The sequence below is a fragment of the Rhizobium sp. 01N447_2 genome, assembly GCF_056399245.1.
The window spans coordinates 12,231-37,647 of the sequence record NZ_JBFTQY010000021.1; the positions used below are offsets into that span (position 1 = coordinate 12,231).

Here is a 25,417-nt window from a genome sequence, read left to right on the forward strand (position 1 = left end):
GTCGAGGCGGGAGCCGATGACCAATAGCCGACCCTGGATCCCCTATCTGCTGATCCTGCCATCCGTCGCCTTCCTGGCGCTGCTGTTCGTCGTGCCGCTGGTGCAGACGATCTGGCTGGCCGTGTCGGATAATGGCGCGCCATCGCTCGCCAATGCCGAGCGCATGGTCACCGACATCAATTTCAACCGCTCGGTGAAGAACACCTTCCTGCTGACGATCGCGGTCGTGCCGGTGCAGATCGCCTTGGCGCTGGCCATGGGCACGATGGTCGCCAAGGTCGGCCGCGGGCGCGAGACGATCCTGTGGATCTGGACGATCCCGCTCGGCATTTCCGATCTCGCCGCCGGTCTCGTCTGGCTGTCGATCCTGCAGAATACCGGCTATCTGAATTCGCTGCTCTTTGGCCTCGGCATCATCAGCCGGCAGGCAAGCTGGCTCTCCTACCAGACGCCGGTCGCGCTCTTCCTCGCGATTGCGGTTGCCGAAATCTGGCGCGGCACGGCAATCGTCATGGTCATCATCGTCGCCGGCCTCAACCAGGTTCCGAAGGAGTTCAAGGAAGCCGCCGAGATCTTCGGGGCTGGTCCGTGGACGCGCTTCTGGCGCATCACCCTGCCGCTGATCCGCCCCGCCCTGCAATCGGCGCTGATCCTGCGCACCGTGCTCGCCTTCGAAGTCTTCGCGGTGGTCTATGCGCTCGGCGGGCGCAATTTCCCGGTCCTCGTCGGCGAGGCCTACAACTGGCAAAACCAGAACCAGAATTACAGCGTCGCCGCCGCCTACGCGGTGTTGATCATGATCATCTCGCTTGCCGCCACGCTCATCTATCTCAAAGCCTTGAAGGTCGATCCGGAGCGCCTGCCATGACCACGGATACCATCAGCACTACCGCGGACACCCCCAACACCGCCGGCTTCGTCTCCTCACGGCGCTGGCTTTTGTGGAGCGGCATCGCCGCACTCTGCGCCTGGGTGCTGGTGCCGATCTATCTCGTCGCACTCGGCGCCCTCGGCGGACGCCAGGGCGTCTACATCTGGCCGAAGACCGGTCTTCCCACTGGCATATCGCTGGAGCCCTTCATTCTCTTCCTGAAGACCGAAGGCGTCGTCCAGTCCTTCCTCAATTCGCTGGGCGCAGCCGGCATCACGGTGGCGCTTTCGATCCTGCTCGGCGCGCCGGCCGGTTACGCGCTCGCCCGCTACGATTTCCGCGGCAAGGACAGCTACCGCCTTCTGGTGCTGCTGACCCGCGCTTTCCCGCTGGCAATCCTGGCATTGCCTCTGACGGTCTCCTTCATCCGGCTCGGCCTCTACGATACGATCCTCGGCGTCGGCCTGATCCATACGGTGCTGGCGCTGCCTTTCGCCGCACTCGTCACCCAGGGCATTTTCCTCGGCGTACCGAAGGAGTTGGAGGAAGCCGCCTGGGTATTCGGCTGCACCCGCATCCAGGCCTTCTTCAAGGTAGTGGCACCCTTGGCGCTTCCCGGCATCGTCGCAACCGCGGTCTTTGCCTTCGTCATCTCATGGAACGAGGTCTTTGCTGCCTCGGTGCTGACGGTGCGCAACCGCACGCTGACCGCCTACCTGCTGACCGTGCTGTCGGAAAGCCCGATGCATTACCGTTTTGCCGGGGGCCTCATGCTCATCCTTCCCTCGGTTGTCTTCATCTTCGCGGTCAGGCGCTACCTCTTCGCGATCTGGGGCATTTCCTCCAAGTAACGGGACCAGAGACATGGCCAACATTGTCATCGACCGCATCCGCAAGAGCTTCGGAGCCTTCCAGGCGCTGAAAGAGGTCTCGCTGACGATCAACGACGGCGAATTCGTCTCGCTGCTCGGTCCATCCGGCTGCGGCAAGACCACGCTGCTGCGCATCATCGCCGGCCTCGAGACGGCTACATCGGGAGATATCCGCATCGGCGACAAGTCGGTGATCGGCCTTGCACCCCGGGATCGCGGCCTTGCGATGGTCTTCCAGAACTACGCCGTCTTTCCGCATATGACGGTCTATGAGAACGTCGCCTTCGGGCTGCGAATGCAGAAGGTCGACGACGCCAGAGTGAAGGCGCAGGTCGAGAAGGCCGCCGGCCTCCTGCATATCGAGCCATATCTCGACCGCTACCCGAACAAGCTTTCCGGTGGTCAGCGCCAGCGCGTCGCGGTCGCTCGTGCCCTTGCCGTCGAACCAAAGGTTCTGCTGATGGACGAGCCGCTTTCGAACCTCGACGCGCTGCTCCGCTTGGAAATGCGCACCGAACTCAAGACGGTGCTGCAATCGGCAGGCACGACGACGATCTACGTCACCCATGACCAGACGGAAGCCATGGGCCTTTCCGACCGCATCGCCGTCATGCATGGCGGCGTGGTCGAGCAGGTCGGCCATCCGGTCGAAATCTACAATCACCCGGCGACACGTTTCGTCGGCGGCTTCATCGGCAACCCGCCGATGAACTTCATCAAGGTGCCGGTCGCAAACAGCCAGGTGGCGGCAGGCGCCGAACAGCTTGTCGCGCCGCAGGGATCCGGCAATGAGGTGATCCTCGGCCTGCGTGGCGAGGCGGTCGAACTCGCGCCACTGCCGCAAGGTCTCGAAATGCGGGTGCGCGTTGCCGAACCGATGGGCTCGCACCTGCTTCTGACCGGCTCGATCCATGACCAGCCGGTGCGCGTCATCCTGCCGGCTTCGGAGACCGTGAAAAGCGGCGATACGATCGGCCTGAGGCTCGACCAGAAGCGCATCACCTGGCTTTCCCCCGAAAGCGGCAAGTCCTTTCCGTCCGTCCTGGCCTAAAAATATACCGGAGCATCCGAAATGAACACGCATACCGACCAGGCGAAGCGCATCCTCGCCGCCAACGATCGCGGCGGCTATACCGTGCCGACCGACCGGCTCTATCCCTTCCAGTGGAACTGGGATTCCGCCTTCGTCGCCATGGGCTTCGCGCTCTACGATATCGATCGCGCCTATCGCGAGCTGGAACGGCTGGTCGAAGGCCAATGGGCTGATGGAATGATCCCGCATATCGTCTTCCATGCGCCGAGCGAAACCTATTTCCCGGGGCCGAACGTCTGGCGCACAAACCATACGATCCCGACATCCGGCATAACCCAGCCGCCGGTCTTCGCGATCGCACTGCGCAAGCTGCACGAAGCTGCCGGCAAAGGCGCCGAAGAGCGCACCCTGCAACTCTACGAGGCGGCGCTGAAATGGCATCGCTGGTGGTATTCCGCCCGTGATCCCGATGGCACCGGGCTCGTCGCGCTTCTGCATCCGTGGGAAAGCGGCAGCGACAATTCTCCGGCCTGGGACATCGCGCTCGCCCGCGTGCCCACCACCACCGACACCCCCGTCGTGCGCAAGGATACCGGCCATGTCGATGCCGACATGCGTCCGCGCGACGAGGATTACCGCCGCTTCATTCATCTGGTCGATACCTATGCCGCCTGCGGCTGGGATCCGGCGAGACAATGGGAAAAGGCGTCCTTCAAGGTCGCCGAGATCCAGACAACCGCCATCCTGCTCAAGGCCGGCGAAGACCTCGAACACCTCGCCCGCCTCCTCGGCCGGACGCAGGACGCGATCGAGATCGCCGCCCTCAACGACCGCAGCCGCAAGGCGATGATGGCCCAATGGCGGCCGGACCTTGCCCGCTTTGTCTCGCGAGACCTGATCTCCGGCGAAGATGTCGAGGCTGCAACGCAAGCCGGCTTCATCCCCCTCCTCTCGCTGGACCTCGACAGGCAGGTTGCCGAAGCGCTGGTTTCGGAAATGAAGGTCTGGTCCAAGGATCTAAAGGTCGCCTTTCCGACGACGAAGCCTGGCATTGCGAGCTGGGAGCCGAAGCGTTACTGGCGCGGCCCCGCCTGGGCGATCATCAATTGGCTGCTGATCGACGGCCTCAAGCGCAATGGCTACACGGATGTCGCCGAAGAGCTGCGGCAATCCACCATCGCAGCGATCGAGACGGAAGGTTTTGCCGAATATTTCGACCCGGTCACCGGCCAAGGCTGCGGAGGCCTCGGCTTTTCCTGGACGGCTGCCGCCTATCTGTGGCTTGAGCGAGGAGCAGTCCCCGCCTGAGTGTGGAACCTTCTAATCCGGCTGCCATGGCTGCATGGTGAGCACATTGCCGCCCAGCTTGGCGAAGGCGCGCTGGCGACAGGAGAAGACGAGGATCTGCTGGTCGCGCGATTGGCGGTGCAGCGCATCGAACATTCGCTCGATCCGGTCGTCGTCGGAATAAACAAGCGCATCGTCGAGGATGACAGGCGCCGGCCGGCCGTCGCGGGCAAGCAGCCGTGCGAATGCAAGGCGGGTCAGCACCGAGAGCTGCTCCCGCATGCCGCCGCTCAGCCGGTCGACATCCTCGTCCAGGCCGTTGCGGCGCACGATCTGCGGCAGCAACGTGTCGCCGTCGAAGGTGATCGAGATGTCGTCGAACAGCAGGCCGAGCAGCGGGGCGAGTTCGTTCATGACCGGCTTGAGATAAAGATCGCGCGCCGCCGCCCGCGTCGCCGTCAGCGCCTTGCGCAAGCGATCGAGCACGCCGACCTCCGTTTCGAAACGCTTCACCTGCTCGCGCGCGGCTGCCAGAAAATCCCGCGTTTCCGACCAGTTTTCTTCCAGCGCACTGTCCGAGCGGGTGCGGATCTGACCGCCGAGATCGGCAAGCTCCTCGCGAAGCCTGGCAATTTCGCGGCCTGCGGCGTCGGCGACCGAGCGCGCCCTGGCAAGGGCAGCCTCGGCACCTGCGAGGTCTCGTCCCGCCCTGCGCAAAGGCTCGGCCCGCAGTTCGACAGCATCGACCTGCTCTTTGGCGCTGGAAAGCTTGAGAACAAGGTCCTGCTGCCATTCAGTTCGGCCGGACTCGGGGCCGATGACCGCTTCGATGGCCTCGCGTTCCTGGCCAAGCCTGGCGTGCTCGGTCTGCGCGCGCAATGTGGCATCGCCTGCTTCCGTGCGCATCACTGACGCCTCCCGCGCCCGGTTGCGCGCCAGTTCGATGCGCCGTGTCGCATCCGCGAGACCGGCACGCACCTCTTCCGGGTTGGCGACGAGTTCGACCGGACCCTGGCTGAGTTCGGCAAAGCGTGCGGCGTCGAGGTGAAGCTCGTCAATGCCATTCGGCGCGAGATCGGCGAGCCGCTGGCGCGCCCGCACCAGTTCCTCCTGCTTGTCCCGCGCGGCAATTTCGCGCTGTCGTGCCTGCCGCAGACTGTCGACACCGAGCTTGGCAAGCAATGTTTGGCGCGTGGCTTCCGCGGCCTCCAGCGTCCCGTCCTGATCGGCCTGCCGGCTGGAATGGATGGTCAGCGTGCCGACGCCTGTTATTTCGAGCTTCGCCATCCCGGCAAAGCTTCTATCCTCGCCCCCAATCAAAGCCTGGCGGTCCATGCTCACTGATCCGGAGGCATCCTTCAGGTAATCGATCCTGAGCGTGGGAAGACCAACCGCGGCGGCTGCACGCAAGCCGACGATCTTGAGATCAAGCGCTTCAAGCTGTTCGATCGCATCGGCTGGAATGGCGAGCAATGCATGTGCGGCCTCCCCATCCTCGATCTGCTGCCGCGCGGCTTCCGCCTGTTCGAGACGCAGGCGAACCTCGGCCAGGCGCTCTGCGGCGTGGCGTGAACGTAGCGCTGCCTCCAGCCGCGCAAGCAGTTCACGGTTCAACCGCTCCTCCTCTTCGGCCGCCTGCACCTCCGCCGTTGCAGCCTCGCTTTCAACAAGCGATGCCGTGCGTCGCTCGGCTGCACTTGAAAGCTCCTTTTCTGCCAAGGCGAAACGCCGCGCGAGTTCGCCGCTGCGGTTCAATGCCGTGTGGAAGCGGTCGAATGCCTGCTGCGCCTCATCGCGGCGACTGGCGGCCAAGGCGGCCTCGGCATCGAGCGCTTTGAGTTCCCTGTCATGCAGTTTAGCGGCTTCGAGCACCGACTGGGCATTGGCAATCGCGGTCTTCCGGCCCGCCTCCTCATCAGGGTTTTCCAGTTCGCCGAGTCTCGCCTGCACTGAGCGGCGGCGGTCGAGTGCGCCGTGCAGCATCTCCACCTCCTTGGCCAGCCGCGCCTCCTCCTCCTGCAACCGGTCACGCTCCTCGAGCGCGGCGGCAAAGCGTCCTCCTGCCTTCGGTCGGAGCGTTGCTGTAACCAGGCGATTGAGTTCTTCCTCGCAGGCTTCGAGCACCGCCGACATGCGCCGTCCGCCCGTCAGCGCCTCCACCTCTCCCTGCACCGAAGACAGCAGGCTTTCGCGCACTCGCTTGTCGTTCTCTTCCTCGCTCTTGCTGCGATTTTCGATGCCGGTGACGCCCTGGCGCACCCAGAGCAGGCCTGCCGGGCCGGAGGTACCGCCGGAAATGAGATCGCCGATGAAAGCCTCGGCTTCGTCGGCCTGGGCGACGATCCGGCCGCTGCCGAGATCGGTGACGCTGGCGCGCCGTCCGCTATGGAACTGCTTGGTCAGGCGGTAGCGGCCGGCTTCGATCGTGACATCGGCCTCGACGATTGGATTGCCGCCGCTATAGGGGCGCAGCATCTGCACGCTCTTTGGGTTGCCGCTGTGCGGCTGGAAGAACAGGGCATGCAGCGCCTCGAAACAGGTTGATTTGCCATGTTCGTTGGCGGCGCTCAGCACATTGACGCCGTCGGTGATTCCCTCAACTGATATTCCGCGGCCGGCGAAGCGTTTGACATTGTGGAGGCGAAGGGCGGTGAGTTTCATCGATCGATCGCCTCGCAATAGGAAAACAGGCGGATCAACGCTTGGCGCGCCACGTTCCTGTCGTCGCCGGAACGGGCCTCGTCGAGGCTTTCGGCAAGCAGCAAGTCCGCAGCATCGCGCAGTGCACCGGCTCGGTCGATGGTCTCGAGATCATCGCTCTCGCAGTCGGTCCCCAGAAGGTCGGTATCGATCTCCAGATGCGCAAATTCCGGCGCGACCTGCTCCAGCAGGCTGATCATTGCCGTCCGCCTGTTCAACCGGGCACGGCCGGACAGTGCGACGCGCAACAGGGTTTGTCGCCGCGCGAACGGTTCCGGCAGCGCGGCCTTCAGCACTTCAACACCGTCTTCCGATGCCAGCAGAGGAAGGTGCAATGTCTGCCAGGAAAAGCTGGCGGTCGTCACCGCCGTCGTCGTCGGCATCGCCCCCTGCCCGGCAATGGAAACGACCATCGCCTGCCCCGGCCGGTCATGCTTGAAACGGTCCGGCTCGGGCGCGCCGCTATAATATGTTCTGGCGTCCACCGCCACCAATCCGTGCCAATCGCCGAGCGCCATGTAGTCGAGGCCGGCCAGCGCCGCGCGGTTCGGCGCAATCACGTTGGTGGCCGTGGCATCCTCGGAAAATTCCTGGATAGGGCCATGGGCGAGGCCGATGCGGATAGCGCCGTCCGGCGTGGCGGCGCCCGTCATCCATTCGGTCAGGTCGCGACCCGGCCTCCTGGTCGTGCAAGGCGCCGGCAGCAGGATGACATCAGGTCCAAGCGGAAGAGGCACCGCTTCCGTCGCCAGGATGACATTGTCGGGCACCACGCCGCGCGCAGCACTCCAGAGCTGGTCGGCCAGCAGCGAGTCGTGATTGCCCGGAAGCAGGACCCAGCGCAGCGGTGAATTCCGGGCCATCTCGCCAAGCGCCTGACGAAGCACGGCAGGCGTCGGCGTCTCGGTATCGAAGGTGTCGCCCGCGAGCAGGATGACACCAGCGCCATGCTCTCGTGCTGCACCGGCAAGCCTGGCGATGACGCCATGCCGCGCCTCGCGCAGGCGCCCTCTCAAATCCTCCGGAAGATTGCCAAATCGCTTGCCAATATGCAGGTCCGAACTGTGCAGGAAGGAAAACATTAATCAGCCATGTTTGCGACGCGCTGCGAGCTTTCGAACATGGCCAAAGACCTCTCGTCCGCAGTTCTGTGATTCGTTGTTCCGAGGCAGACCATGCCTCCCGGCTATGGGCGAGGCAAGTCCATCCTGGCCGAGCAAGCGGTTATCCAATGTTTGTCTAATTTTGAGCGGTGCACGACACCCATCCTGTCGCCGTACAGGAATTATACCGACGCGGTGACCGACCACGTCGGCGAAGGCATCGTCTATTATCCAAGGGTTTTACCTGCCGACGGAAATCGAACAGTTGATCCCATCATCGCTGCCCCTAAGTCACCTGGTTGAACACCACCATCTTGTCGTCGGCCATTTCTTCCATCGTCCAGGGAATGCCGCCGACCCCGTATCCTGACTGCCTGCGTCCGGCGAAAGGCATCCAATCGGTGCGGAACGCGGTGTGGTCGTTGACGAGAACGGCCGATGCATCCAGATGTTTTGCCGCTCTGAGAGCAACCGCTATGTCGGCGGAAAAGACGCTCGCCTGGAAGGCATAGGGCAGCGAGTTGGCAATGCGGATCGCTTCGTCGAGGTCGCGGTAGCCGTAGACACAGGTCAGCGGTCCAAAGACCTCGAGCATGGATACTTTCGCCTCAGTAGGCGGGTCCAGCAAAACCGAAGGCAGAAGTGTCGTCTCGGACATCCGCCCGCCGCCGATCTGTCTGGCTCCGGCGTCCGTCGCCTCCTTGATCCAGGTCGTGACGCGGTCTGCCTCGCGTGGCAGGATGAGCGGACCTACCTCGGTTTGCGCAAGCTTGGGATCACCGACATGCAGGACTGCCACCCTGGCAGCGAGCGCCTCGGTGAAGGAAGCCAGAATATCTTCGTGCACGAAGAGACGCTGGGCCGACACGCAGACCTGCCCGGCGTGATAATAGCCGCCTTTGACGATGGTGCCGACGATCGCATCGACATTGGCGCTGCGGTCGACGATGACGGGTGCTGCTCCACCATGCTCAAGCGCGCATCGGGTGCCCGGCGGCAGCTTGCTCTTGAGGTACCAGCCGACCTTGGCGGAACCGATGAAGCTCAAAAACGCGACGCGACGATCGGTTGCGAAGGCTTCGGCAAGCGCATTGTCCTCGGTGATGAGGGTCTGGCACCAGCGTTCGTCGAGACCGGCCTCCCAGAACAGCTTGACGATCTCGATGCAGGAAATCGGGGTCGTCGCTGCCGGCTTGATGATCACCGGGCAACCCACGGCGATCGCCGGCGCGATCTGATGGATGATGAGATTGAGCGGATGGTTGAAGGCCGATATCGCCGCCACGACGCCGATCGGCTCCTTGGTGGTGAACGCCCATCGGTTCGCGCTGGCTGCAGTCAGCCCCATGGGGATTTCCTTGCCGCCGAAATTGCGCAGCTCGTCTGCCGCATTGAGGAGGCCGTCGATCCCGCGCGTCACCTCGATGATCGCATCCGTCAGCGGCTTGCCGCCTTCACGGGCGATCATCATCGCAAAACGATCGCGGTTCTCCTGCAAAAGCGCCGACGCCTTTCTGAGGATCGCCATCCGCTGATGCGCTGGCAGCCAGCCGTCACGATCGGCGAAGGCGGTGGCGGCGATCTGAAGCTTGCGTTCGAGTGCGACCGCGTCATCGGCCGGCAGCTCTGCAATCGGTTCGCGGTCGAACGCCTGGTAGACCTTCATGGCAAGCGGCATCTCAGACCTCCAATATCTGGGGGAGCCGTTCACGAAGCTCCTTCACCAGCACGCGTTCGTTCTCCGAATAGTCGACAGGAACGTTCACCAGATGCACGCCGCCGCCGGCGAATGCCTCTTCGAGCACCTGTTTGAATTGGCCGATATCGTCGACCCTGGTTCCCCTGGCGCCATAGGATTCGGCATATTTCACGAAGTCGGGATTGCCGAAGGTCATCCCGAAATCCGGGAACTCGTCCACCGCCTGCTTCCAGCGGATCATGCCGTAGGCATTGTCCTCGATCACGAGGACAATGAGGTTGAGTTTGAGCCGGACGGCGGTCTCGAGTTCCTGGGAATTCATCATGAAGCCGCCGTCACCACAGATCGCCATGACTCGCCGCTCGGGGTATAGCATCGAGGCAACCATCGCCGACGGCAGTCCGGCTCCCATCGTTGCAAGGGCGTTGTCGAGCAGCAGCGTGTTCGCCATCCGCGTCCGGTAGTTGCGGGCAAACCAGATCTTGTACATGCCGTTGTCGAGCGCCAGGATGCCGTCATGCGGCATCACTTCTCTTATATCGTGGACCAGCCGCTGTGGGGTGAAACGATCCTCCGTAGCTCGTGCGGCGATGCGCTCGAGAATGCGCTCCCGCAGGTGGAGAAGCGCCTGCGCGTTTGGTAGCTTGCCCTCGAGGCGATCCGCCAGCGCCTTCAGCGAGGGGCCGATGTCGCCGATGACCTCGGATTGCGGGAAATAGACCTGCTCGACGGTCGCCGGCTGATATCCGATATGGACGACCTTCGGGCCGCCCTTGCCCATGATGAACGGTGGTTTCTCGATGGTGTCATGACCGATCGTGATGATGAGGTCGGCCTGTTCGATGGCCTCATGGACATAATCCCGCTCCGACAGCGCGGCGGTGCCCATGTAAAGTTCGGTTCCACCCGGCACCGTTCCCTTCCCCATCTGGGTCGTGAAGAACGGGATGCGTGTGCGGATCACGAATTGGGCGATGTCGGAGGTCGAGCGGGGACGGGAGGCGGCGGCCCCGAACATCAGAAGCGGACGTTTGGCTGCGGCAATGAGGGCGGCAGCGCGATCGAGGGCCGCATCGCTTGCCGTCGGCAGTTCGAGCTGATGCGGCGCAATCAGCGCCACCTCCTGGCACTCTTCGGCCGCGATATCTTCCGGAAGCTCGAGATGCACCGGCCCCGGTCTTTCCTCCTGGGCGATGCGGAACGCCTCCCTGACCGTCGTCGGGATCATCTGCGGCGACACGATCTGCCTTGCGAGCTTGGTCAGCGGCTTCATCGACGCAACGACGTCGACCACCTGGAACCGCGCCTGGCGGGACGAGAGTATCCCTTTCTGACCGGTAATCATCACCATCGGCATCGCGCCGAGCAGGGCGTATGCGGCACCCGTCGAGAGGTTCAGGGCGCCGGGCCCGAGCGTCGTCAGGCAGACACCGGGCTTTCCTGTCAGGCGGCCATAGGTCGCGGCCATGAAAGCGGCTGCCTGCTCGTGTCGGGTGAGCACGAGCTCAATCGACGACTTGCGGATGGATTCGACAACGTCGAGGTTCTCTTCGCCGGGAATGCCGAAGATGCGATCGACACCTTCGTTCTCAAGCGCTGCCACTAGAAGATCGGAGCCTTTGGTCATGGATTTGTGCCTGTGCTGTTTGGTTTGAGGCTTCAAGAAAGGAAGGACCCCTCGAAGATATGTTCTTTTTCGCGCTCGTCCATGCGTTCGACGGCATCGGCGGTTGCCCCTCAATCCTGGTGACCGAGAATTTGCAGATAGGATTTGCCGTGGGAATAAAAAAGCTCTCCGCAGCTCTGCTGGCAAACAGCTTTGACTGATGATGCCAGATGTTGCAGTTCAGGCCGGCATGCGAGCACGGCCTATAGCTGAAACGCGACCACTCTCGCGACCCGTCGCTTTCTCGATAGTACCGAAACGCTCCAAGTCCGTTCGCGCCGCATTGAATGTGGGCGCGATAGGCCTGTCTTCTGTACGAGTTGATTGGCCGTGAAAAACAGATTTTGCTGAAAACAATCGTGAATGCGAAGGGGCTCTTGCGAGGAAGTTCTGTCGACGCCGGGTCACCGTAGCTGCAGCTGCTGTCGGATAATGGGCAAAGCCAAGGTGAGGAGCGCGGCGAAAACCATGACGACGCCATAAGGTACCTTCCGGCTCGCCCGGATTTCCTCGACGCGCATGAAAAAGGCGAGATGTGCGACGCGCAGCGGCACCGGCAGCCGCAGGACCAGGAGCGTCACGATGCCGAGGACCAGGAGCAAAAACGAAAACGGCAGCATTCCGTGCCATCCGACAAAAAGGCCGATCGGCAGGAAAAGCTTGGCGTCTCCTGCGCCAAACAGCCGGAACGCCCAGAGCATCACCCCGAGTATGAACATCAGCAGACCGGCCCCGACGTCGCCGCCAATTCCACTCGAAGCAAACAGCGCAGCGCCGACATCCTCGGAGCCAAGCATCACGGCCACCGCGCGCAGTGCATAAAGTGTCACGAGCGCAAGCACAATCGTGTTGGGAATCTTCCATGTGCGGAAATCGGTCCAGGCGGCGTAGAGAAAAAGTAATACTGAAAGCGAACTAATAACATTGATCATTTTCAGCATAGCATTCAACCTTTTGGGTTATAATAGCCTGATTTTCAAGTTCAGTTTCAATAAATACCGATGAATGAGTCGGTTTTACGAATGGATCACGGACTTTGGTCTTAACCATAAAGTATAGATGCCGAATGTGTGCGTATAAATCAATTGACTAAATTAGAGTTAAGAGATTACTAATGTTCCCAGTCGAAGAGGCGGTCTCGACGACAGGGCGGCCGGGGGAAAATACGGCGCACCACTTACTGGGAGGAAATTCTCGATGAAAGCCTTTGTAAATAGCGTACGCGCTTTCGCGCGGGAAGAAGATGGCGTCGCACTCACTGAATACCTCATTCTGCTTGCCTTGCTGGTCGGCGGTGTGATCACAGCGGTGACATTGGCCGGCACCAATCTGGCTCTCGTTTGGAACGGCTGGGCAGGCTGGTTTACAGCCAACCTGACCGCCCCAGCAGCCTGATATTGGCGTTCGAAGAAGCGAGGGGTTTTGTTAACCCCTCTCTTCTAATTTAGCAGCAATGAATGGATGCGTTCCGTCCAGTGTAGCGAGTAACTGCAATGCGTTCTTCAACGATTTTAAGTCTCGTTATTGCGTTTGTGCTCGCAGCGGCAGCAGTTTTCGGCATGCGCGAGTATCTCTCCGATCAGAAGGCCCAGCTGTTGGCGATGAACGGCATAAAGGCCGAGGAAAGAACACTCGTTGTCGCCGCCAAGCCAATGCGCTTCGGCGACCGGATCCGATCCGAAAATCTCAGGGCCATTCCGTGGCCCTCCAATGAAACACCCGCAGGCTCGTTCGTCAGCATCGAGACGGTCGTCGGCAACGATGCCCAGCCGCGCTATGCCATGGCGGCGATCGACCCCGGCGAGCCGGTGCTATCCTCGAAAATCACTGGTACCGGCGAACGCGCCACGCTGTCGGCGGCGCTCGACCAGGGCATGAAGGCGGTTTCCATCCGCGTCAACGACGTGCTCGGCGTTGCCGGCTTCGTCAGGCCTTCCGATCGCGTCGACGTGCTTCTGACGCGGGTCGTGCGCGGACCGACAGGCAATGATCAGACCTTCGTTGACGTGCTGCTGCAAGGCGTCAAGGTGCTGGCGGTGGACCAGACGGCAGACGAGCGCAAGGACGAGCCATCCGTCGTGAAAACCGTGACCTTCGAAGTCACGACCGATGAGGCGCAGCGCCTTACCCTCGGCTCCAGTATCGGCACGCTCTCGCTGGCGCTTCGCAATATTGCCTCTTCCTCTGTCGAACAGACCCGGCAGATCACCGTCGCCGACCTTGGCGGCGGGGCGATGGCGACCGAGCTCGGCAAGGATCTGGAAAAGAATGAGTTGCCAGAACCTGAAAAACAAGTGCAGATTGTGGAGCCAAAGGTCGAGCCGGTGTTGCCGGTCGAGCCGAAGTGGGTGACGGTGGGGGTCTGGAACACGACGAAGCGCGAGGAGCACAGAGTCGGCCTGGGCCAGAGATATTTAGCCGGCGTGCCGCTGGTGCGGCTAGCCGAATGAGGGGGCTAAAGCAGGCATGGCGAATGGCAAGAGAAGAATCGCAAGGACGAAAAGCCTTGCGGCACTGGCGGCAGTGTTTTCAGCCTGTGTGATTTTGGGGCCTGGATTTGCCGGCTGCGCCAGTGCACAGGAAAAGTTCGTCACGCTCGGCAAATCGGTCCAGCGTGTGACGTTGCCTCCGAACGCGACGCTGACGCTCAATACCGGCCAGCCCTTCGGTGATCTCGTCATCGGCAGCGCCGATATGATCGACGTGGTGCCGCTTTCCGACCGATCGCTGTTCATTCGCGGCAAGAAGATCGGTGCCACCAATATCTCGGTCTATGGCGACGACAAGTCGCTTCTCGGTGTCATCGACATCCGTGTTGCCAGCGATTTCACCGAAGTCGCCGCCGCCATTCGCTCTGCCGCGCCCTCGGCCCGGGTTACCGTGGTCAACTCCAACGATCGCATTCGCCTGACAGGCTTGGTCCGTGACGGCGTTGAATTGCAGCGGGTGATGGAAGTCGCCCAGTCCTATTCCGACCAACCGGTGCTGAACCAGTTGCGCGTCAGCGACAGCCAGCAGGTGATGCTGGAGGTCCGTATCATTGAAGCCTCACGCACGACGGGTCGTGACCTCGGGATCGGTTGGTCCGGGCACGGCAACAACGGCATCGGCAAGGCAACGACCAGCCAGGGTATCGGCGTGAATGATGACGGCAGCCTGGCCCGCACCCTCCTTGATCCCAAGGGTGCTGCAACCGGTATGCTGCCCTTCGGCCAGCTGATCGCCAAGGTTCTGGAAATTTCGGGCGGCCGCATCGACGTGGTCATCAACGCGCTCGAGCAGAAGGGATTGGTGCGTCGTCTGGCTCAGCCGAACCTCATCGCAATGAGCGGCTCGACCGCCAGCTTCCATGCCGGCGGTGAAGTGCCGATCCTGAAGACGACGAACAACGGCACGACAGTGGCCACCGAGACGGACTATCGCCCCTTTGGTGTGCGGCTGACCTTCAAGCCGGTGGTGCTTGACGACGGCGTCATCAATTTGGAGATCGAGCCAGAGGTTTCCGAGCTTGATCCATCGATCAGCGTCAACGGCAATCCCGGTTTCATCTCACGCGCTGCCAGCACGACGGTAGCGCTTCGTGACGGACAGAGCTTTGCCATGGCGGGCCTGTTGCAGTCGATCAATGCCAAAGACATCCAGCAACTGCCGGGCCTCGGGAAGATACCGATCCTCGGCGCACTGTTCCGTTCGACGAGTTTCCAGAAGAAGGAATCCGACCTGGTTATCGTCGTCACCCCGCACATTGTGCGACCGGCCCGCCCGGGTGAGGACCTCTATAGTCCACTCGATCAGACGCGTTCGTCCAACGACGTCGAGCTTTTCGCGCTCGGTGTCCTGGAAGTCGACAAGGATATGCTCCGGCGCTTTCGCAACGGCGAAGGCGTGACTGGGCCCTATGGCCATCGTCTCGACCTGAACCAGGGAGCCCAAGTTGTTGTTACAAAACGCTAAGCGCGTCCTTTTCCTCCTCGCAGCCGCCGGCCTTGCTTCCGGCTGCGCCGACTACATGAACCATCGCGACTCGATCACCTTCGGGCTCGGGAATGCCGTGGAAGCAAACAAGGCCATCCATATCGAGGACCCGTTCCCGCCGGAAGCCCAGCGAACCTGGATCGCAAGCGACGGCAAGGTGGTCCGCAGGGTGGTCACTCAGTACCAGAACGGCGGGATGGGCGTTGTTCCGCCGTCGCCGGCCATGGGGGCTAATGGGGCGTCCAGTGTGGCTACCGTTAGCCAATAGCTGGCGAAAGGCATGAACGGCGGTAGCGCGCCGGAAGGGAAAATGCACGATAGAGGGTCGTCACGGCGATAGCGCGGTGATGGGGGTATGCCAATGCTGAGCAGGGTTGTCAGACGGTTCTGGAACGATCATCGTGGCTATGTCATCGCCTTGACGCTTATCGCCATGCCTATGCTTCTCGGCTTTTCGCTGCTGGTCATCGATGTCGGCCGCAGCAGCAACCTGCACACCGATCTGCAGAACGCGGTCGATGCAATGGCGCTCGCCGGAGCCCGCGAACTCGATGGCCGCGACGATGCCATTTCGAGGGCGCAGACGGCAATCGAGAAAATCGCCAATAGCGCGGCTTTTTCAGGGGGCGGGATCGGCATGTCGCTTGGCTCGCATATCACCTTGACCTATAACGCCGGAAATGACGCCGGCAGCACGGTCAGCGTGTTTTTTCTGAAGAACATCCCGGCCAGTGACGATACGCCCATCCCGGCTTCGATGAAGACGACTGTGGCCAGCGAGGCGTCCTATGCCTGGGTCATCGCCAAGCCGCAGGCGATGCAGACGATCTTTCCGGTCCCGGTCGGCTTCACCCGCAATACGATCAACATCGCTGCCGATGCTGTGGCCGTATACCATGCCAGCGCCTGTGATATCACGCCGATCTTCATCTGCAATCCCTATGAGCCGGCTGGCAATACGAGCCCGGCCGCCAACGAACAGGCGGCGGCGGATCTCCACACCAACTTCGCGGCCGGCAATCTCTACGGCCGGCAAATCGAAATGAACAGCACGTCTTCGTCCAGCCCCGGGCCTGGCAATTTCGGGTTCCTGAGAACCCCTCTGGGCAATGGCGCAAGCGTGATGGCCGACGCTTTGGCTACCGGGAATCCGGGGGCCTGTTATACGAAGGACAACCTGGATACCGAAACGGGTGCCATGGCCGGGCCAGTTGAAGACGGCGTCAACACGCGATTCGGTATTTATCAGGGGTCGTTCAAGGGCTTGCGCAATGATGGCCGCTACCGCCCGGCCCAGAACGTGCGCTCCGCACAAAAGCAAACGGGACAGAACGGCTGCAAGGCCTACGACCCGGTGCTGGTCGGCAGCACCGTTGGCGATGTCACCAAGGCGGTGCCATTGGGCTACGGTGCAGCCATGTCGCCCCTCGGCGGCGGCAAGATCAGCACCAGCAACAATTGGAACTATGCAAACTACTGGACCGTCGCGCAGGGCGGCACGGCCCCGTCGGTCAGCGCGATTCTCAGCAATTATTCCAGCTATCCGCCGCAGGCCGGCGGAACACCGAGCCGGCCCTCCGCCTATGACGTCTATCGTTACGAGCTGAACACCGCGGCGCTGCTCAACCATGCCTCGGCAAACGGCGAAATCGGCAATCCGACGACAGGCGGCGGACAGTGCTACTCGGGGCCGGCCCTGTCGAACTACACGGTGGGCGAATATGGCGACCGCCGCGAGATTTTCGCCGCCATCGTCAATTGCGGCTACGAGGCCTCGGTCGACCATTTGAACGGCCACAAGCAGACGCAGGCGGTTGCCTTCGCACGCATGTTCATGACCAAACCGGCGATCAAGGCTGGCAACGAGCGCTATCTGTCGCTTGAAGTGATTGACATCAGCGGCAAGGGTGGCCGTGGTACGCTTGACGAATTCCTGCGGGAAGAAGCGGAACTGGTCAGATGATGGCGCTCCGCAATTTTATCTTGCATCGGCTTGGCCTCGGCTTCTGGCGGCGGCAGGAAGGCGCAGTGCTTGCCGAAGCGCTGCTCGCCATCCCCTTTGTGACGCTGTTTGCGGCGGGGATACTCGAGTTTGGCAGCATCTTCTGGCAGCGCATGCAGATCGACGCAGGCTTGCGCGATGCCGGGCGTTACCTTTCGCGGTGCCGACCGGTGTCGGGAACCTATGTGCCGACCTGCAATCAGGCGACTGCGAAGACGATCGCCTTTTACGGAACGCAAACACCAGCGGCAAACGCTAAACCCCGTGTACCCGGCTGGAATAACCCTGCCGACATCACCATCACTGCGCCGGATGCGGACGGGGACATCACCATTTCCACCGCTCATCTCTACCAGACCTCGCCGGTGTTCGGCTTTCTGGGAATTGGTGCCATCACTATCAGTTCCTTCCATGAAGAGAGATACATCGGATGGTGACCTCTAGGGCAATCAAGGCATTCTGGCAGGATAGCAGTGGTGTCAGCCTTGTCGAAGCATTGCTGACCTTTCCGATCGTCATGCTGGTATTCGCCGCCTTCATCGAGTTCGGCTATGCCATGTCGCAGTGGAATCAGACGGTCAAGGCACTGCAATATGGCGCCCGTTTGGCGGCGGTATCCGATCCGCTGACCACGAATTTCAATGCCGTTTTCCCAACAGATGCCGCCAATCCACTCAACAACGGCAAAGCGGCGCCAAACGATGCAACAATATCCTCGACCTGCGGACCGGCTCTTGCAAACTGCACGGCGGCATTGAACCGGATTGTCCGGGGAAGCGACGGCGTTTGCAACGCGGGAACCGATCCTCGCCCCGGCATTTGCGACCTCAATTGGCGCATCACGCCGGATAAGCTGATGGTCACCTACCAGCGATCGGGGCTCGGCTATTGGGGCCGGCCTGACGGGCCCGTGCTGACGATGCGGCTGGAGGTGCGCAACATCACCTTCGATCTGCCGATCCTTGGCGGGCTGTTGGGATTGAACGACGTCACCATCCCGGCCCATCCGGTGACGATCACGACGGAAGATCTGAAGACCTGCTCAACCTGCTGACTCCTTAAATTACGCGTAGGAAAGCGAAAATGACAGCTCACATGAACATTGCCGCATCCACCAAGATATTGGTTCTCTCCGACGACGCGGCTGCAGCGAGCTTCATGCTCGACACGTTCGGGTCGCTTTCGCGTTACGATGTCCGCCACCTCTCACTAAAGGCGCTCGGAGAAAAAGGCCGGTTCGATCCGACTCAGTTCGACCTGATCGTTCTCGACGTCGACAACGGGACATTGCTGCAACAGCCGGAGCTTTTCACGTTTCGCACCAGCTATCGGGACATTCCGCTCGTCGTGGTTTCCGAGGACCTGCCGGACGACATGCTGCGGCTGCTCTTCCGCCTGAACGGCAATGACTGGCTGAAGAAGCCACTCGAGCGCCGGGCACTGATCGACATGATTTCGACCCATGCGCCGGGCACCGGGGCGAGCGACAGCCGCGTGCATGCCGTGGTCTCGGCCGTCGGCGGCGCCGGCGCCAGCGTGATCGCTTCGTCGCTTGCTCATGTACTGGCCCAGCCGACCAAGAATTCCACGCCGCGGATTGACCTGTTCGACACGGATTTTTGCTCCGGGGCGCTTGGCTATTATCTCAACCTTGTCAACGACTACGACCTAAAACCGGTCATCGCCAATCCTTCCCGGGTCGATCTGGAATTCATCGATCTGGTCCGAAAGCGGCATTCGGGAGGCTTTTCACTGCTGTCTTTCAAGCAGCCATCAGTCCTTCTGGCGCCGAAGGGCCGTGAACTCGTGCTGCGTATGCTCGACGTGGCCGCCTTCGAGAGCGACCATACCATCGTCGACGTTCCCTACTATGACACGCCATGGAAATACGAGGTGCTCAGCTCGGTCAACAGCATCTGCATCGTCACCGAAATGACGGTACCGGCGCTTTCCCAAGCCAAGGATTTGTTTGCCACTCTGGTGCGGCTGCGAGGCAGTTCGGAGCAGATATTCATCGTCATCAACAAATACCGCGCCAAGCTTTTCGGCCTCGGCCTCGGCCTGCGCCGACAACAAACGGAGAAGATATTCAAGGAGATCCCGACGCATGTCATTGCGGATGACTGGGATACTCTGAGCGAGGCGGTCAACCGCGGCGTGTTGCCATTTCAAGTGAATTCCCGGGCGCGCTTCTGCAGCGCGGTCGGTAAGCTTGGAGCACTGGTGCGATGACGGCGATCGACAGTGGGCGCATAAGGTCCTGCGCCGCCGATGTTGGCCTTGCAGTTTTGGCAATTCTGGCCGCTGTCGGCGACGCTGAGGCAGGCGGGCTTGTGCCACGTAGCCTTGGGCCGACGACAAGCGCCGTGGTGACGATCGAAAAAAGCTATGCGGCTGGGACAATCGTCATCGTCAGCGGCAACCGTACGCTGGATCTCGTCATCTCCGAAGGACGCGCGATCCGTTACAAAATCGGAGTCGGACGAGACGGATTTCGCTGGAGCGGTACCGTCAAGGTTGGACGCAAGGCAGAGTGGCCCGACTGGCGCCCGCCTGCCGAGATGAAGGCGCGCTCGGCTGGACTTCCGGACCTGGTACCCGCCGGACCGCTCAATCCTTTGGGTGCTCGCGGGATCTATCTCTACAAGGGTGGGACAGACACGCTCTACCGCATTCATGGAACGAACGAGCAGTCGACGGTCGGCGGTTTCGCGTCATCGGGCTGTTTTCGCATGAGCAATGCCGACGTCATCGATCTCTACAAAAGGGTGAAAGTCGGTTCCACGGTCATTGTAAATTAATCGTTCAGGGGTGGGCACATGGCGAGCGGTATCATGGGGCGTTTTTACAAGCAGGGGGAGCCGGAAAGCCGGGAACCGGAGGCGGCCAAACCGTCTTTGGTCGGCGCAGTTCAGAACATGCCTGCCCAACCGGCCTCTGATTACGCCACGGCGAGTGGAGAAGAGGCTTCGCTCGGGCCGGACATGGTTTCCGAGCGGGTCAATCTGCACCGCTACCTGCTCGATCGCATCAACCTCGGGATTCTCGACACGCTCGACAACGAGGAGATCGCCACCGAGATCCGGCCGTTGGTCAAGGACTATATCCGGGCGAACAACTTTCCGCTGAACGCCAAGGAAATCAATGATCTGATCCGCGACATCACCGACGAGATGCTCGGGCTGGGACCGATCGAGCCGCTGCTGGCCGACGACACAATCGCAGATATTCTCATCAACGGCTACAACAGCGTCTATGTCGAGCGGAGTGGCAAGCTCGAGAGCACCGCCGTGCGGTTCAAAGACGAGGACCATCTCCTTCGGGTGATCAACAAGATCGTCTCGGCGGTTGGCCGCCGCGTCGACGAGTCAACCCCGATGGTTGACGCCCGCCTTAAGGATGGCTCGCGTGTCAACGTCGCCATCCGACCGATTTCGGTCGATGGACCGCTCGTTTCCATCCGCAAATTCACGCGTAAGCCGCTGACAATGGAGCGCCTGGTGCAACACGGCGCCATGGCCGATGCGATGCGCATCCTTCTCAGCGCCGCGGTTAAGGGCAAGGTATCGATGGTCATTTCAGGCGGCACCGGTTCTGGCAAGACCACCTTGCTTAACGCCCTCTCGTCGCAGATTTCTCCAAGGGAGCGCCTGATTACGATCGAGGATGCGGCCGAGCTTCAACTGCAACAGCCGCATGTCGGGCGCTTGGAAACCCGACCGCCGACACTCGACGGACGCAACGAGATCCGTCAACGCGAACTTTTGAAAAACGCCCTGCGCATGCGTCCCGACCGTATCATCGTCGGCGAAGTCCGCGGCGACGAGGCGTTCGACATGCTGCAGGCGATGAATACCGGTCACGAGGGGTCGATGACGACCATTCACGCCAATACGCCGCGCGATGCCGTCGGCCGGCTTGAGCAGATGGTTGGTATGGCAGGGATGCCGATGTCGCAGTTGAGCATTCGCTCGCAGATCTCGTCGGCCATCACCATGATCGTGCAGGTCCAGCGCCTGAGCGACGGCACCCGCAAAGTTGTCTCAATTTCAGAGATCACCGGCATGGAGGGCGAAGTCGTGCAGATGCAGGAGATTATGAAATTCAAGAAACTCGGCACCGATGAAGGCGGGCGAATCCATGGAGAATTCCGCGCCACCGGCATTCGGCCGCGGTTCGTCGAGGAATTTGCCGAACTCGGGATCGAGATCCCTGTGACGATTTTTGATCCCGGTAAACCGCTGCAGACGGGACCTGTCCAATGATCCTGCTTCTCCTTTACGCGGCCGTTTTTACCGCCGCCCTTGTTGCTGTCGAAGCGATCATGCGCGGCTATTTCAAGACATCCGAACGCCACCGCGCTGTAAACCATCGGCTGAGCTTGCTCGAGGTCAGCGATGATCATCGCAAGACCTATAGTGATATGCTCAAGGAGCGCGGGGCCGGCGGCAGTTGGCGGCAGACCCCCCTGATGCAGCGGCTGCTGCAGTTCTACGCCCAGTCAGGAATCAAGTTCGATGCCAAGCGATTTGCTCTCTTCGCGATCGCGGGCGCTCTTTTGACGTGGCTGGTCGTTCAGGTCCTCCTGCCGAGCACTCTGTTCAGAGTGCCCGCCTTTCTGCTGATCTGCCTTCTCATCCCCGCACTCGTCGTCTGGCGCGCCCGGGTGCGCCGCATGAGGAAATTCGAACAGAAGCTTCCTGAAGCGCTCGATGTCGCCAATCGCAGCTTGGCCGCCGGCCACCCGCTGCCGGCGGCGATTTCTTTGGTGGCACGCGAGATGCCCGATCCGATCGGCACCGAGTTCGGCCTACTCTCGGATGAACTCACCTACGGCGTGACGCTGGACGACGCCCTTGTGAACTTGGCCGACCGGGTCGGCGTTGAGGATCTGAACCTGCTTGCAATATCGCTGAGCGTACAGGCGGGAACCGGCGGAAACCTCGTGGAGATCTTGCAGAACCTTTCGAAGACGCTGCGAGACCGGACGCTGCTGAGGGCAAAGGTCAGGGCGATTTCCTCGGAAGGACGCATCACGGCGATCTTCATGTCAATGTATCCGTTTCTGCTCTACGTGATGATCAAGATATTGTCGCCGACCTACTTCGATCCCGTCTGGGAGAGCGGCCACGGAGCCATTGTGGTGAGCGTGCTGCTCGCCGTCATGGCGATCGGGAATATCATTCTCTACAAGATGGTAAACTTCGAGTACTGAGGCGGTCATGTCGAGTGAGTATGGAATTTACCTCATCGTCTTCTTTGCAGTGCTGATATTTTCTGCAGCAGCGTCGGAATTGTTTTTTCGACAGCGCGAAGTTTCGGTTCGGGTGTCGAAGAGCTCGGCGGCAACAGGCGAGGAGTTCCACCTTGGCGATACGACGATCGCCGATCTAGGCGAGGCGGAAAACCGCCTGATCCGTCGTTATTTCGAGATTACGCGACGTGACACGAATGCGAACTCCACCCAGAACCGGCTGATCAGGGCGGGCTATTTCGCCGCTGGCGCCGTGACCACCTTCCAGGTGGTTCGCGCGGTGGTCTGTATCAGCGTGCTGGTCGCGGCGGTCTGGGCTCTGAATTGGGCCATACCGGACATGTCACGGTTCGCTACGCTGATCGTTGCGATGTTTGCTGCGGGCATGACCTTTATTCTGGTCAACATCTATATCGACCGGCGCGGCGCCGCCAAGGAGAGGGAATACCGCCGCCTCTTTCCCGATTTCATGGATATGCTGATCGTCTGCCTCGACGCAGGCATGAGCATTGAGGCGGCGGCGAACCGTGTTGCCCGGGAATTCGTCGACAAGCGGCAGGACTTCGGCCTGCACCTCTCGATCATGATGCTGGAAGTACGAGGTGGCCGGCGATTGCGCGAAGCGCTCGCCAACCTTGCCGTCCGCCTGAGGATTGATGAAGCCCGGGCGCTATCCGTTCTGTTCCGCCAATCGGAGGAGCTCGGGACCAGCGTAACGCAGACGTTGCGGGTCTACTGCAAGGAAATGCGCGACCTCCGCATTATTCGCGCGGAGGAAAAGGCAAACGCCCTGCCGGTCAAGATGCTGCTGCCGCTCGGCGCGTTCCTTTTTCCGGTAAGCCTCATCATCGTTCTCGTTCCCGTTGTTATCCGTGTCATCAGTCTTCTTCTCAGCATGAACCCCGGCGGTTGAGCCAAGCGAGGTCGTATGCAGTATTCGCTCGAACAGGATCGTAACGATGCCATCATCTCTGTCGATCCGCGCATGCCGATGGCACCGACAAGCCTGGAACAAGCCGGACTGGATCCGTCGTTCCTCCTTCGGCTGGCGTCAAAATGTGCAGCCGAGCAGGATACGACCACGGCATCTCATCTGGCCGACCGGATGAAATTGCCGAAAGTGGTCGTCAATATCCTGATCAAGGAACTCGTGAAACTCGCATACCTCGAGGCGCGCGGCCTGGCTGGCGAGGATGTGAGATCCGATATTCGATATGCGCTTTCCATGAAGGGGGTCGAATATGCCCACGCGGCGTCCCGTCAAAGCCAATATGTTGGGCCCGCACCGGTGTCGCTGGATGCCTTCTGCCGGCAAGTCGGTTTGCAGTCCATCCACTACGAGCGCGTGACCCCCGAGCGGCTGGCCGACAGCCTCGACGGGCTGGTGCTCTCAGACGCCTTAGTCGAAAAGCTCGGCCCGGCCATCAACTCCGGTCGCTCTATCCTGCTTTACGGACCACCCGGAAACGGAAAGACGAGCATTGCCGAGCGGACATCGCAACTGTTCMGCCAAACAATATGGGTACCCTATGCCATCGAGGTCGGCGGCCATGTCATCAGTTTCTATGACGAAGCAGTGCATCACCCCGTATCGGAGGCTGACACAGGATCCCATCCGAAAGCGGATCAACGATGGATCGAATGCCGCCGTCCGGTGATCAAGACGGGCGGGGAACTGACCCTCGATCAGCTCGATCTCACCTTCAACGCAGGACCGAATGTCTATGAAGCGCCCATACACTTGAAGGCGTCCGGCGGCGTTTTCATCATCGACGACTTCGGGCGACAACAAGTGGCGCCGCAGGCACTCATCAATCGCTGGATTGTGCCGCTCGAGCGCGGATATGACTTCCTGACGCTGCACACCGGCAAGAAGTTCAAGGTTCCCTTTGACGAGCTGGTCGTATTTTCGACGAATATCGCACCGAAGGATCTTTCTGATGAGGCGGGCTTGCGGCGCCTCAAATACAAGATCTTTGTGAACACTCCGTCGCGCGACGAATATATCAGAATCTTCAAATCGTATGCCAGCGGCACCGGATTGGTTGTCTGTGATCCAGACCTGAATCTGTTCTACGATCGCAAGTATAACGGTGATGTGCTAGCGTCTTGCTATCATCCCAAATATCTTCTGGATTTCGTCAGTTCTTACTGCGAGTTCAACGGCATAGCCGGAATCGCGTCGCTCGGCATGCTCGAACGGGCGTGGGAAGGTGTATTTACGTCGGAATGATGCGGGCTTGTCACTGACGCGGCGTGTTCGTGGACAATGTGTCCAACGCAGATTTGATGACTTACGGGGGAGTAAACGAATGACCAGCATTCCGGGTATTGAGGTCGAAGCAGACCGCGCAACACCAAGCAATTTGCGAGCGATTGAGCAGAGGGGCTCAAAAAGCCCGCTGTTCGTCGGTTTGCTGCTGATGCTCTTGCCTGTGAATGCTGGCGTTCTCATCTATACCGCCAAAAACTCAGCGGATGTTCGCGAGAGCCGCGAGACCATCGCCGCGCTTAAGAGGTCGATCGATGGCCTCAGGGGACAAATGGAAAAGCAGTCGCGCAACATCGCGGATAATGCCAAGGCTGACGAAGTCGCCCTTATCCGCCTGGGGATGGATGGGCTGCAAAAGACTATGATGAACGAACGGCGAAACGACACAAGCGGTCTTCGCATGGGTTCAGCTTTGGTCCTTAGCGCACCCGGCAAGGAGCCAGCACAATTTTTCGCACCCCGTGCCGTGCCAGCGGAAGCTCAAGCTTCGGATAGCAGCCTTGCGTCCCTCGAAGCCGGGGGCATTGCTGTCAGTGACCTGCCGCATTACGAGCGCACACTCTCGCCGGAAGGCCAGCTCATCCTTCGGAAAGCCCGGTAAACACCGCGTTCGCCGAAATCTCCAAAGCAATCGGTGGATGCTGCTAGAGCATGTCGCGCAAAAGTGTGCAGCGGTTTTGCGA

Annotated in this window: 24 protein-coding genes; 19 read left to right on the plus strand and 5 right to left on the minus strand. The window is 60.9% G+C overall.

Features of this window, described 5'->3' with window-relative positions; all coding sequences use genetic code 11:
• Positions 1 to 16: 16 nt before the first annotated feature.
• The 4 genes from AC1ECN_RS17020 to AC1ECN_RS17035 are packed head-to-tail and all read left to right on the plus strand — an operon-like array spanning position 17 to position 4,084.
• Positions 17 to 868 (plus strand): carbohydrate ABC transporter permease, encoded by an 852-nt coding sequence (locus AC1ECN_RS17020; RefSeq protein WP_130726018.1) that lies wholly within the window; start codon positions 17 to 19, stop codon positions 866 to 868.
• Positions 865 to 1,722, plus strand: a complete 858-nt coding sequence (locus AC1ECN_RS17025; protein WP_018071360.1) for a carbohydrate ABC transporter permease — start codon at positions 865 to 867, stop codon at positions 1,720 to 1,722. Before AC1ECN_RS17020 ends, AC1ECN_RS17025 begins: the two co-directional genes overlap by 4 nt.
• A 13-nt stretch (positions 1,723 to 1,735) precedes the next feature.
• Positions 1,736 to 2,794, plus strand: coding sequence for an ABC transporter ATP-binding protein (locus tag AC1ECN_RS17030; protein WP_130726019.1), 1,059 nt, complete (start codon positions 1,736 to 1,738; stop codon positions 2,792 to 2,794).
• Between the two features lie 21 nt (positions 2,795 to 2,815).
• Positions 2,816 to 4,084: an MGH1-like glycoside hydrolase domain-containing protein gene (locus AC1ECN_RS17035; protein ID WP_130687363.1), complete on the plus strand. Its 1,269-nt coding sequence runs from the start codon at positions 2,816 to 2,818 to the stop codon at positions 4,082 to 4,084.
• A gap of 12 nt (positions 4,085 to 4,096) precedes the next feature.
• Here AC1ECN_RS17035 and AC1ECN_RS17040 read toward each other — a convergent pair whose 3' ends face one another.
• The 4 genes from AC1ECN_RS17040 to AC1ECN_RS17055 all read right to left on the minus strand — a co-directional run bounded on the left by AC1ECN_RS17040 (position 4,097) and on the right by AC1ECN_RS17055 (position 11,192).
• Positions 4,097 to 6,724 (minus strand): AAA family ATPase, encoded by a 2,628-nt coding sequence (locus AC1ECN_RS17040; protein ID WP_130726020.1) that lies wholly within the window; start codon positions 6,722 to 6,724, stop codon positions 4,097 to 4,099.
• On the minus strand, positions 6,721 to 7,845 hold the full coding sequence (locus AC1ECN_RS17045; RefSeq protein WP_477953614.1) for a metallophosphoesterase family protein: 1,125 nt from the start codon (positions 7,843 to 7,845) through the stop codon (positions 6,721 to 6,723). The genes AC1ECN_RS17040 and AC1ECN_RS17045 overlap by 4 nt, the downstream gene beginning before the upstream one ends.
• 307 nt (positions 7,846 to 8,152) lie before the next feature.
• Positions 8,153 to 9,544 carry an aldehyde dehydrogenase family protein gene (locus AC1ECN_RS17050; RefSeq protein WP_164582350.1) on the minus strand — a complete coding sequence of 464 codons (1,392 nt, stop codon included), beginning with the start codon at positions 9,542 to 9,544 and terminating at the stop codon, positions 8,153 to 8,155.
• 1 nt (position 9,545) lies between these two features.
• The gene (locus tag AC1ECN_RS17055; protein WP_164070671.1) at positions 9,546 to 11,192 is read right to left on the minus strand and encodes an acetolactate synthase large subunit; all 1,647 of its coding nucleotides are present in this window, start codon (positions 11,190 to 11,192) and stop codon (positions 9,546 to 9,548) included.
• 59 nt (positions 11,193 to 11,251) lie between these two features.
• Between AC1ECN_RS17055 and AC1ECN_RS17060 the strand changes: the two genes are divergently transcribed.
• Positions 11,252 to 11,392 carry a hypothetical protein gene (locus AC1ECN_RS17060; protein WP_018480331.1) on the plus strand — a complete coding sequence of 47 codons (141 nt, stop codon included), beginning with the start codon at positions 11,252 to 11,254 and terminating at the stop codon, positions 11,390 to 11,392.
• A gap of 243 nt (positions 11,393 to 11,635) precedes the next feature.
• Here AC1ECN_RS17060 and AC1ECN_RS17065 read toward each other — a convergent pair whose 3' ends face one another.
• Complete coding sequence (locus AC1ECN_RS17065; RefSeq protein WP_130726023.1) at positions 11,636 to 12,172, minus strand: A24 family peptidase; 537 nt, start codon at positions 12,170 to 12,172, stop codon at positions 11,636 to 11,638.
• A 256-nt stretch (positions 12,173 to 12,428) separates the two neighbouring features.
• Here AC1ECN_RS17065 and AC1ECN_RS17070 point away from each other — a divergent pair, with 256 nt between their 5' ends.
• From AC1ECN_RS17070 to AC1ECN_RS17135, 14 genes are all read left to right on the plus strand, one after another.
• Positions 12,429 to 12,626 (plus strand): Flp family type IVb pilin, encoded by a 198-nt coding sequence (locus tag AC1ECN_RS17070; RefSeq protein ID WP_130726024.1) that lies wholly within the window; start codon positions 12,429 to 12,431, stop codon positions 12,624 to 12,626.
• Positions 12,627 to 12,724: 98 nt separating this feature from the next.
• Entirely contained in the window at positions 12,725 to 13,681 is a 957-nt protein-coding gene (cpaB, locus tag AC1ECN_RS17075; RefSeq protein ID WP_164582352.1) for a Flp pilus assembly protein CpaB, read from the plus strand.
• Between the two features lie 16 nt (positions 13,682 to 13,697).
• Positions 13,698 to 15,185 carry a type II and III secretion system protein family protein gene (locus AC1ECN_RS17080; RefSeq protein ID WP_164582354.1) on the plus strand — a complete coding sequence of 496 codons (1,488 nt, stop codon included), beginning with the start codon at positions 13,698 to 13,700 and terminating at the stop codon, positions 15,183 to 15,185.
• The gene (locus tag AC1ECN_RS17085) at positions 15,169 to 15,474 is read left to right on the plus strand and encodes a hypothetical protein (RefSeq protein WP_131614434.1); all 306 of its coding nucleotides are present in this window, start codon (positions 15,169 to 15,171) and stop codon (positions 15,472 to 15,474) included. Before AC1ECN_RS17080 ends, AC1ECN_RS17085 begins: the two co-directional genes overlap by 17 nt.
• 93 nt (positions 15,475 to 15,567) lie before the next feature.
• Positions 15,568 to 17,169, plus strand: coding sequence for a TadE/TadG family type IV pilus assembly protein (locus AC1ECN_RS17090; RefSeq protein WP_164582357.1), 1,602 nt, complete (start codon positions 15,568 to 15,570; stop codon positions 17,167 to 17,169).
• Positions 17,166 to 17,645 (plus strand): TadE/TadG family type IV pilus assembly protein, encoded by a 480-nt coding sequence (locus AC1ECN_RS17095; protein WP_164582359.1) that lies wholly within the window; start codon positions 17,166 to 17,168, stop codon positions 17,643 to 17,645. The genes AC1ECN_RS17090 and AC1ECN_RS17095 overlap by 4 nt, the downstream gene beginning before the upstream one ends.
• Positions 17,639 to 18,262 (plus strand): TadE/TadG family type IV pilus assembly protein, encoded by a 624-nt coding sequence (locus AC1ECN_RS17100; RefSeq protein ID WP_130663211.1) that lies wholly within the window; start codon positions 17,639 to 17,641, stop codon positions 18,260 to 18,262. Before AC1ECN_RS17095 ends, AC1ECN_RS17100 begins: the two co-directional genes overlap by 7 nt.
• A gap of 29 nt (positions 18,263 to 18,291) precedes the next feature.
• On the plus strand, positions 18,292 to 19,440 hold the full coding sequence (locus AC1ECN_RS17105; protein WP_131614436.1) for a response regulator/pilus assembly protein: 1,149 nt from the start codon (positions 18,292 to 18,294) through the stop codon (positions 19,438 to 19,440).
• A complete protein-coding gene (locus AC1ECN_RS17110) occupies positions 19,437 to 20,009 on the plus strand; it encodes a L,D-transpeptidase (RefSeq protein ID WP_130673719.1) in 573 nt (190 codons plus the stop codon). The genes AC1ECN_RS17105 and AC1ECN_RS17110 overlap by 4 nt, the downstream gene beginning before the upstream one ends.
• Before the next feature lie 18 nt (positions 20,010 to 20,027).
• On the plus strand, positions 20,028 to 21,473 hold the full coding sequence (locus tag AC1ECN_RS17115) for a TadA family conjugal transfer-associated ATPase (protein ID WP_130690005.1): 1,446 nt from the start codon (positions 20,028 to 20,030) through the stop codon (positions 21,471 to 21,473).
• Positions 21,470 to 22,423 (plus strand): type II secretion system F family protein, encoded by a 954-nt coding sequence (locus AC1ECN_RS17120; protein WP_130673717.1) that lies wholly within the window; start codon positions 21,470 to 21,472, stop codon positions 22,421 to 22,423. Before AC1ECN_RS17115 ends, AC1ECN_RS17120 begins: the two co-directional genes overlap by 4 nt.
• 7 nt (positions 22,424 to 22,430) lie before the next feature.
• A complete protein-coding gene (locus AC1ECN_RS17125) occupies positions 22,431 to 23,375 on the plus strand; it encodes a type II secretion system F family protein (protein WP_130665671.1) in 945 nt (314 codons plus the stop codon).
• A gap of 15 nt (positions 23,376 to 23,390) precedes the next feature.
• Positions 23,391 to 24,695, plus strand: coding sequence for an ATP-binding protein (locus tag AC1ECN_RS17130; protein WP_477953622.1), 1,305 nt, complete (start codon positions 23,391 to 23,393; stop codon positions 24,693 to 24,695).
• Between the two features lie 79 nt (positions 24,696 to 24,774).
• Positions 24,775 to 25,335: a hypothetical protein gene (locus AC1ECN_RS17135; RefSeq protein WP_164582363.1), complete on the plus strand. Its 561-nt coding sequence runs from the start codon at positions 24,775 to 24,777 to the stop codon at positions 25,333 to 25,335.
• The last annotated feature ends 82 nt before the right edge of the window (positions 25,336 to 25,417 follow it).

Bases quoted from the DNA above. Each gene is read 5' to 3' on its own strand.
- AC1ECN_RS17020 (WP_130726018.1), top strand. From the start codon at position 17: ATGACCAATAGCCGACCCTGGATCCCCTATCTGCTGATCCTGCCATCC.
- AC1ECN_RS17025 (WP_018071360.1), top strand. From the start codon at position 865: ATGACCACGGATACCATCAGCACTACCGCGGACACCCCCAACACCGCC.
- AC1ECN_RS17030 (WP_130726019.1), top strand. From the start codon at position 1,736: ATGGCCAACATTGTCATCGACCGCATCCGCAAGAGCTTCGGAGCCTTC.
- AC1ECN_RS17035 (WP_130687363.1), top strand. From the start codon at position 2,816: ATGAACACGCATACCGACCAGGCGAAGCGCATCCTCGCCGCCAACGAT.
- AC1ECN_RS17040 (WP_130726020.1), bottom strand. From the start codon at position 6,724: ATGAAACTCACCGCCCTTCGCCTCCACAATGTCAAACGCTTCGCCGGC.
- AC1ECN_RS17045 (WP_477953614.1), bottom strand. From the start codon at position 7,845: ATGTTTTCCTTCCTGCACAGTTCGGACCTGCATATTGGCAAGCGATTT.
- AC1ECN_RS17050 (WP_164582350.1), bottom strand. From the start codon at position 9,544: ATGCCGCTTGCCATGAAGGTCTACCAGGCGTTCGACCGCGAACCGATT.
- AC1ECN_RS17055 (WP_164070671.1), bottom strand. From the start codon at position 11,192: ATGACCAAAGGCTCCGATCTTCTAGTGGCAGCGCTTGAGAACGAAGGT.
- AC1ECN_RS17060 (WP_018480331.1), top strand. From the start codon at position 11,252: ATGTTCTTTTTCGCGCTCGTCCATGCGTTCGACGGCATCGGCGGTTGC.
- AC1ECN_RS17065 (WP_130726023.1), bottom strand. From the start codon at position 12,172: ATGCTGAAAATGATCAATGTTATTAGTTCGCTTTCAGTATTACTTTTT.
- AC1ECN_RS17070 (WP_130726024.1), top strand. From the start codon at position 12,429: ATGAAAGCCTTTGTAAATAGCGTACGCGCTTTCGCGCGGGAAGAAGAT.
- cpaB (WP_164582352.1), top strand. From the start codon at position 12,725: ATGCGTTCTTCAACGATTTTAAGTCTCGTTATTGCGTTTGTGCTCGCA.
- AC1ECN_RS17080 (WP_164582354.1), top strand. From the start codon at position 13,698: ATGGCGAATGGCAAGAGAAGAATCGCAAGGACGAAAAGCCTTGCGGCA.
- AC1ECN_RS17090 (WP_164582357.1), top strand. From the start codon at position 15,568: ATGCTGAGCAGGGTTGTCAGACGGTTCTGGAACGATCATCGTGGCTAT.
- AC1ECN_RS17095 (WP_164582359.1), top strand. From the start codon at position 17,166: ATGATGGCGCTCCGCAATTTTATCTTGCATCGGCTTGGCCTCGGCTTC.
- AC1ECN_RS17100 (WP_130663211.1), top strand. From the start codon at position 17,639: ATGGTGACCTCTAGGGCAATCAAGGCATTCTGGCAGGATAGCAGTGGT.
- AC1ECN_RS17105 (WP_131614436.1), top strand. From the start codon at position 18,292: ATGACAGCTCACATGAACATTGCCGCATCCACCAAGATATTGGTTCTC.
- AC1ECN_RS17110 (WP_130673719.1), top strand. From the start codon at position 19,437: ATGACGGCGATCGACAGTGGGCGCATAAGGTCCTGCGCCGCCGATGTT.
- AC1ECN_RS17115 (WP_130690005.1), top strand. From the start codon at position 20,028: ATGGCGAGCGGTATCATGGGGCGTTTTTACAAGCAGGGGGAGCCGGAA.
- AC1ECN_RS17120 (WP_130673717.1), top strand. From the start codon at position 21,470: ATGATCCTGCTTCTCCTTTACGCGGCCGTTTTTACCGCCGCCCTTGTT.
- AC1ECN_RS17125 (WP_130665671.1), top strand. From the start codon at position 22,431: ATGTCGAGTGAGTATGGAATTTACCTCATCGTCTTCTTTGCAGTGCTG.
- AC1ECN_RS17135 (WP_164582363.1), top strand. From the start codon at position 24,775: ATGACCAGCATTCCGGGTATTGAGGTCGAAGCAGACCGCGCAACACCA.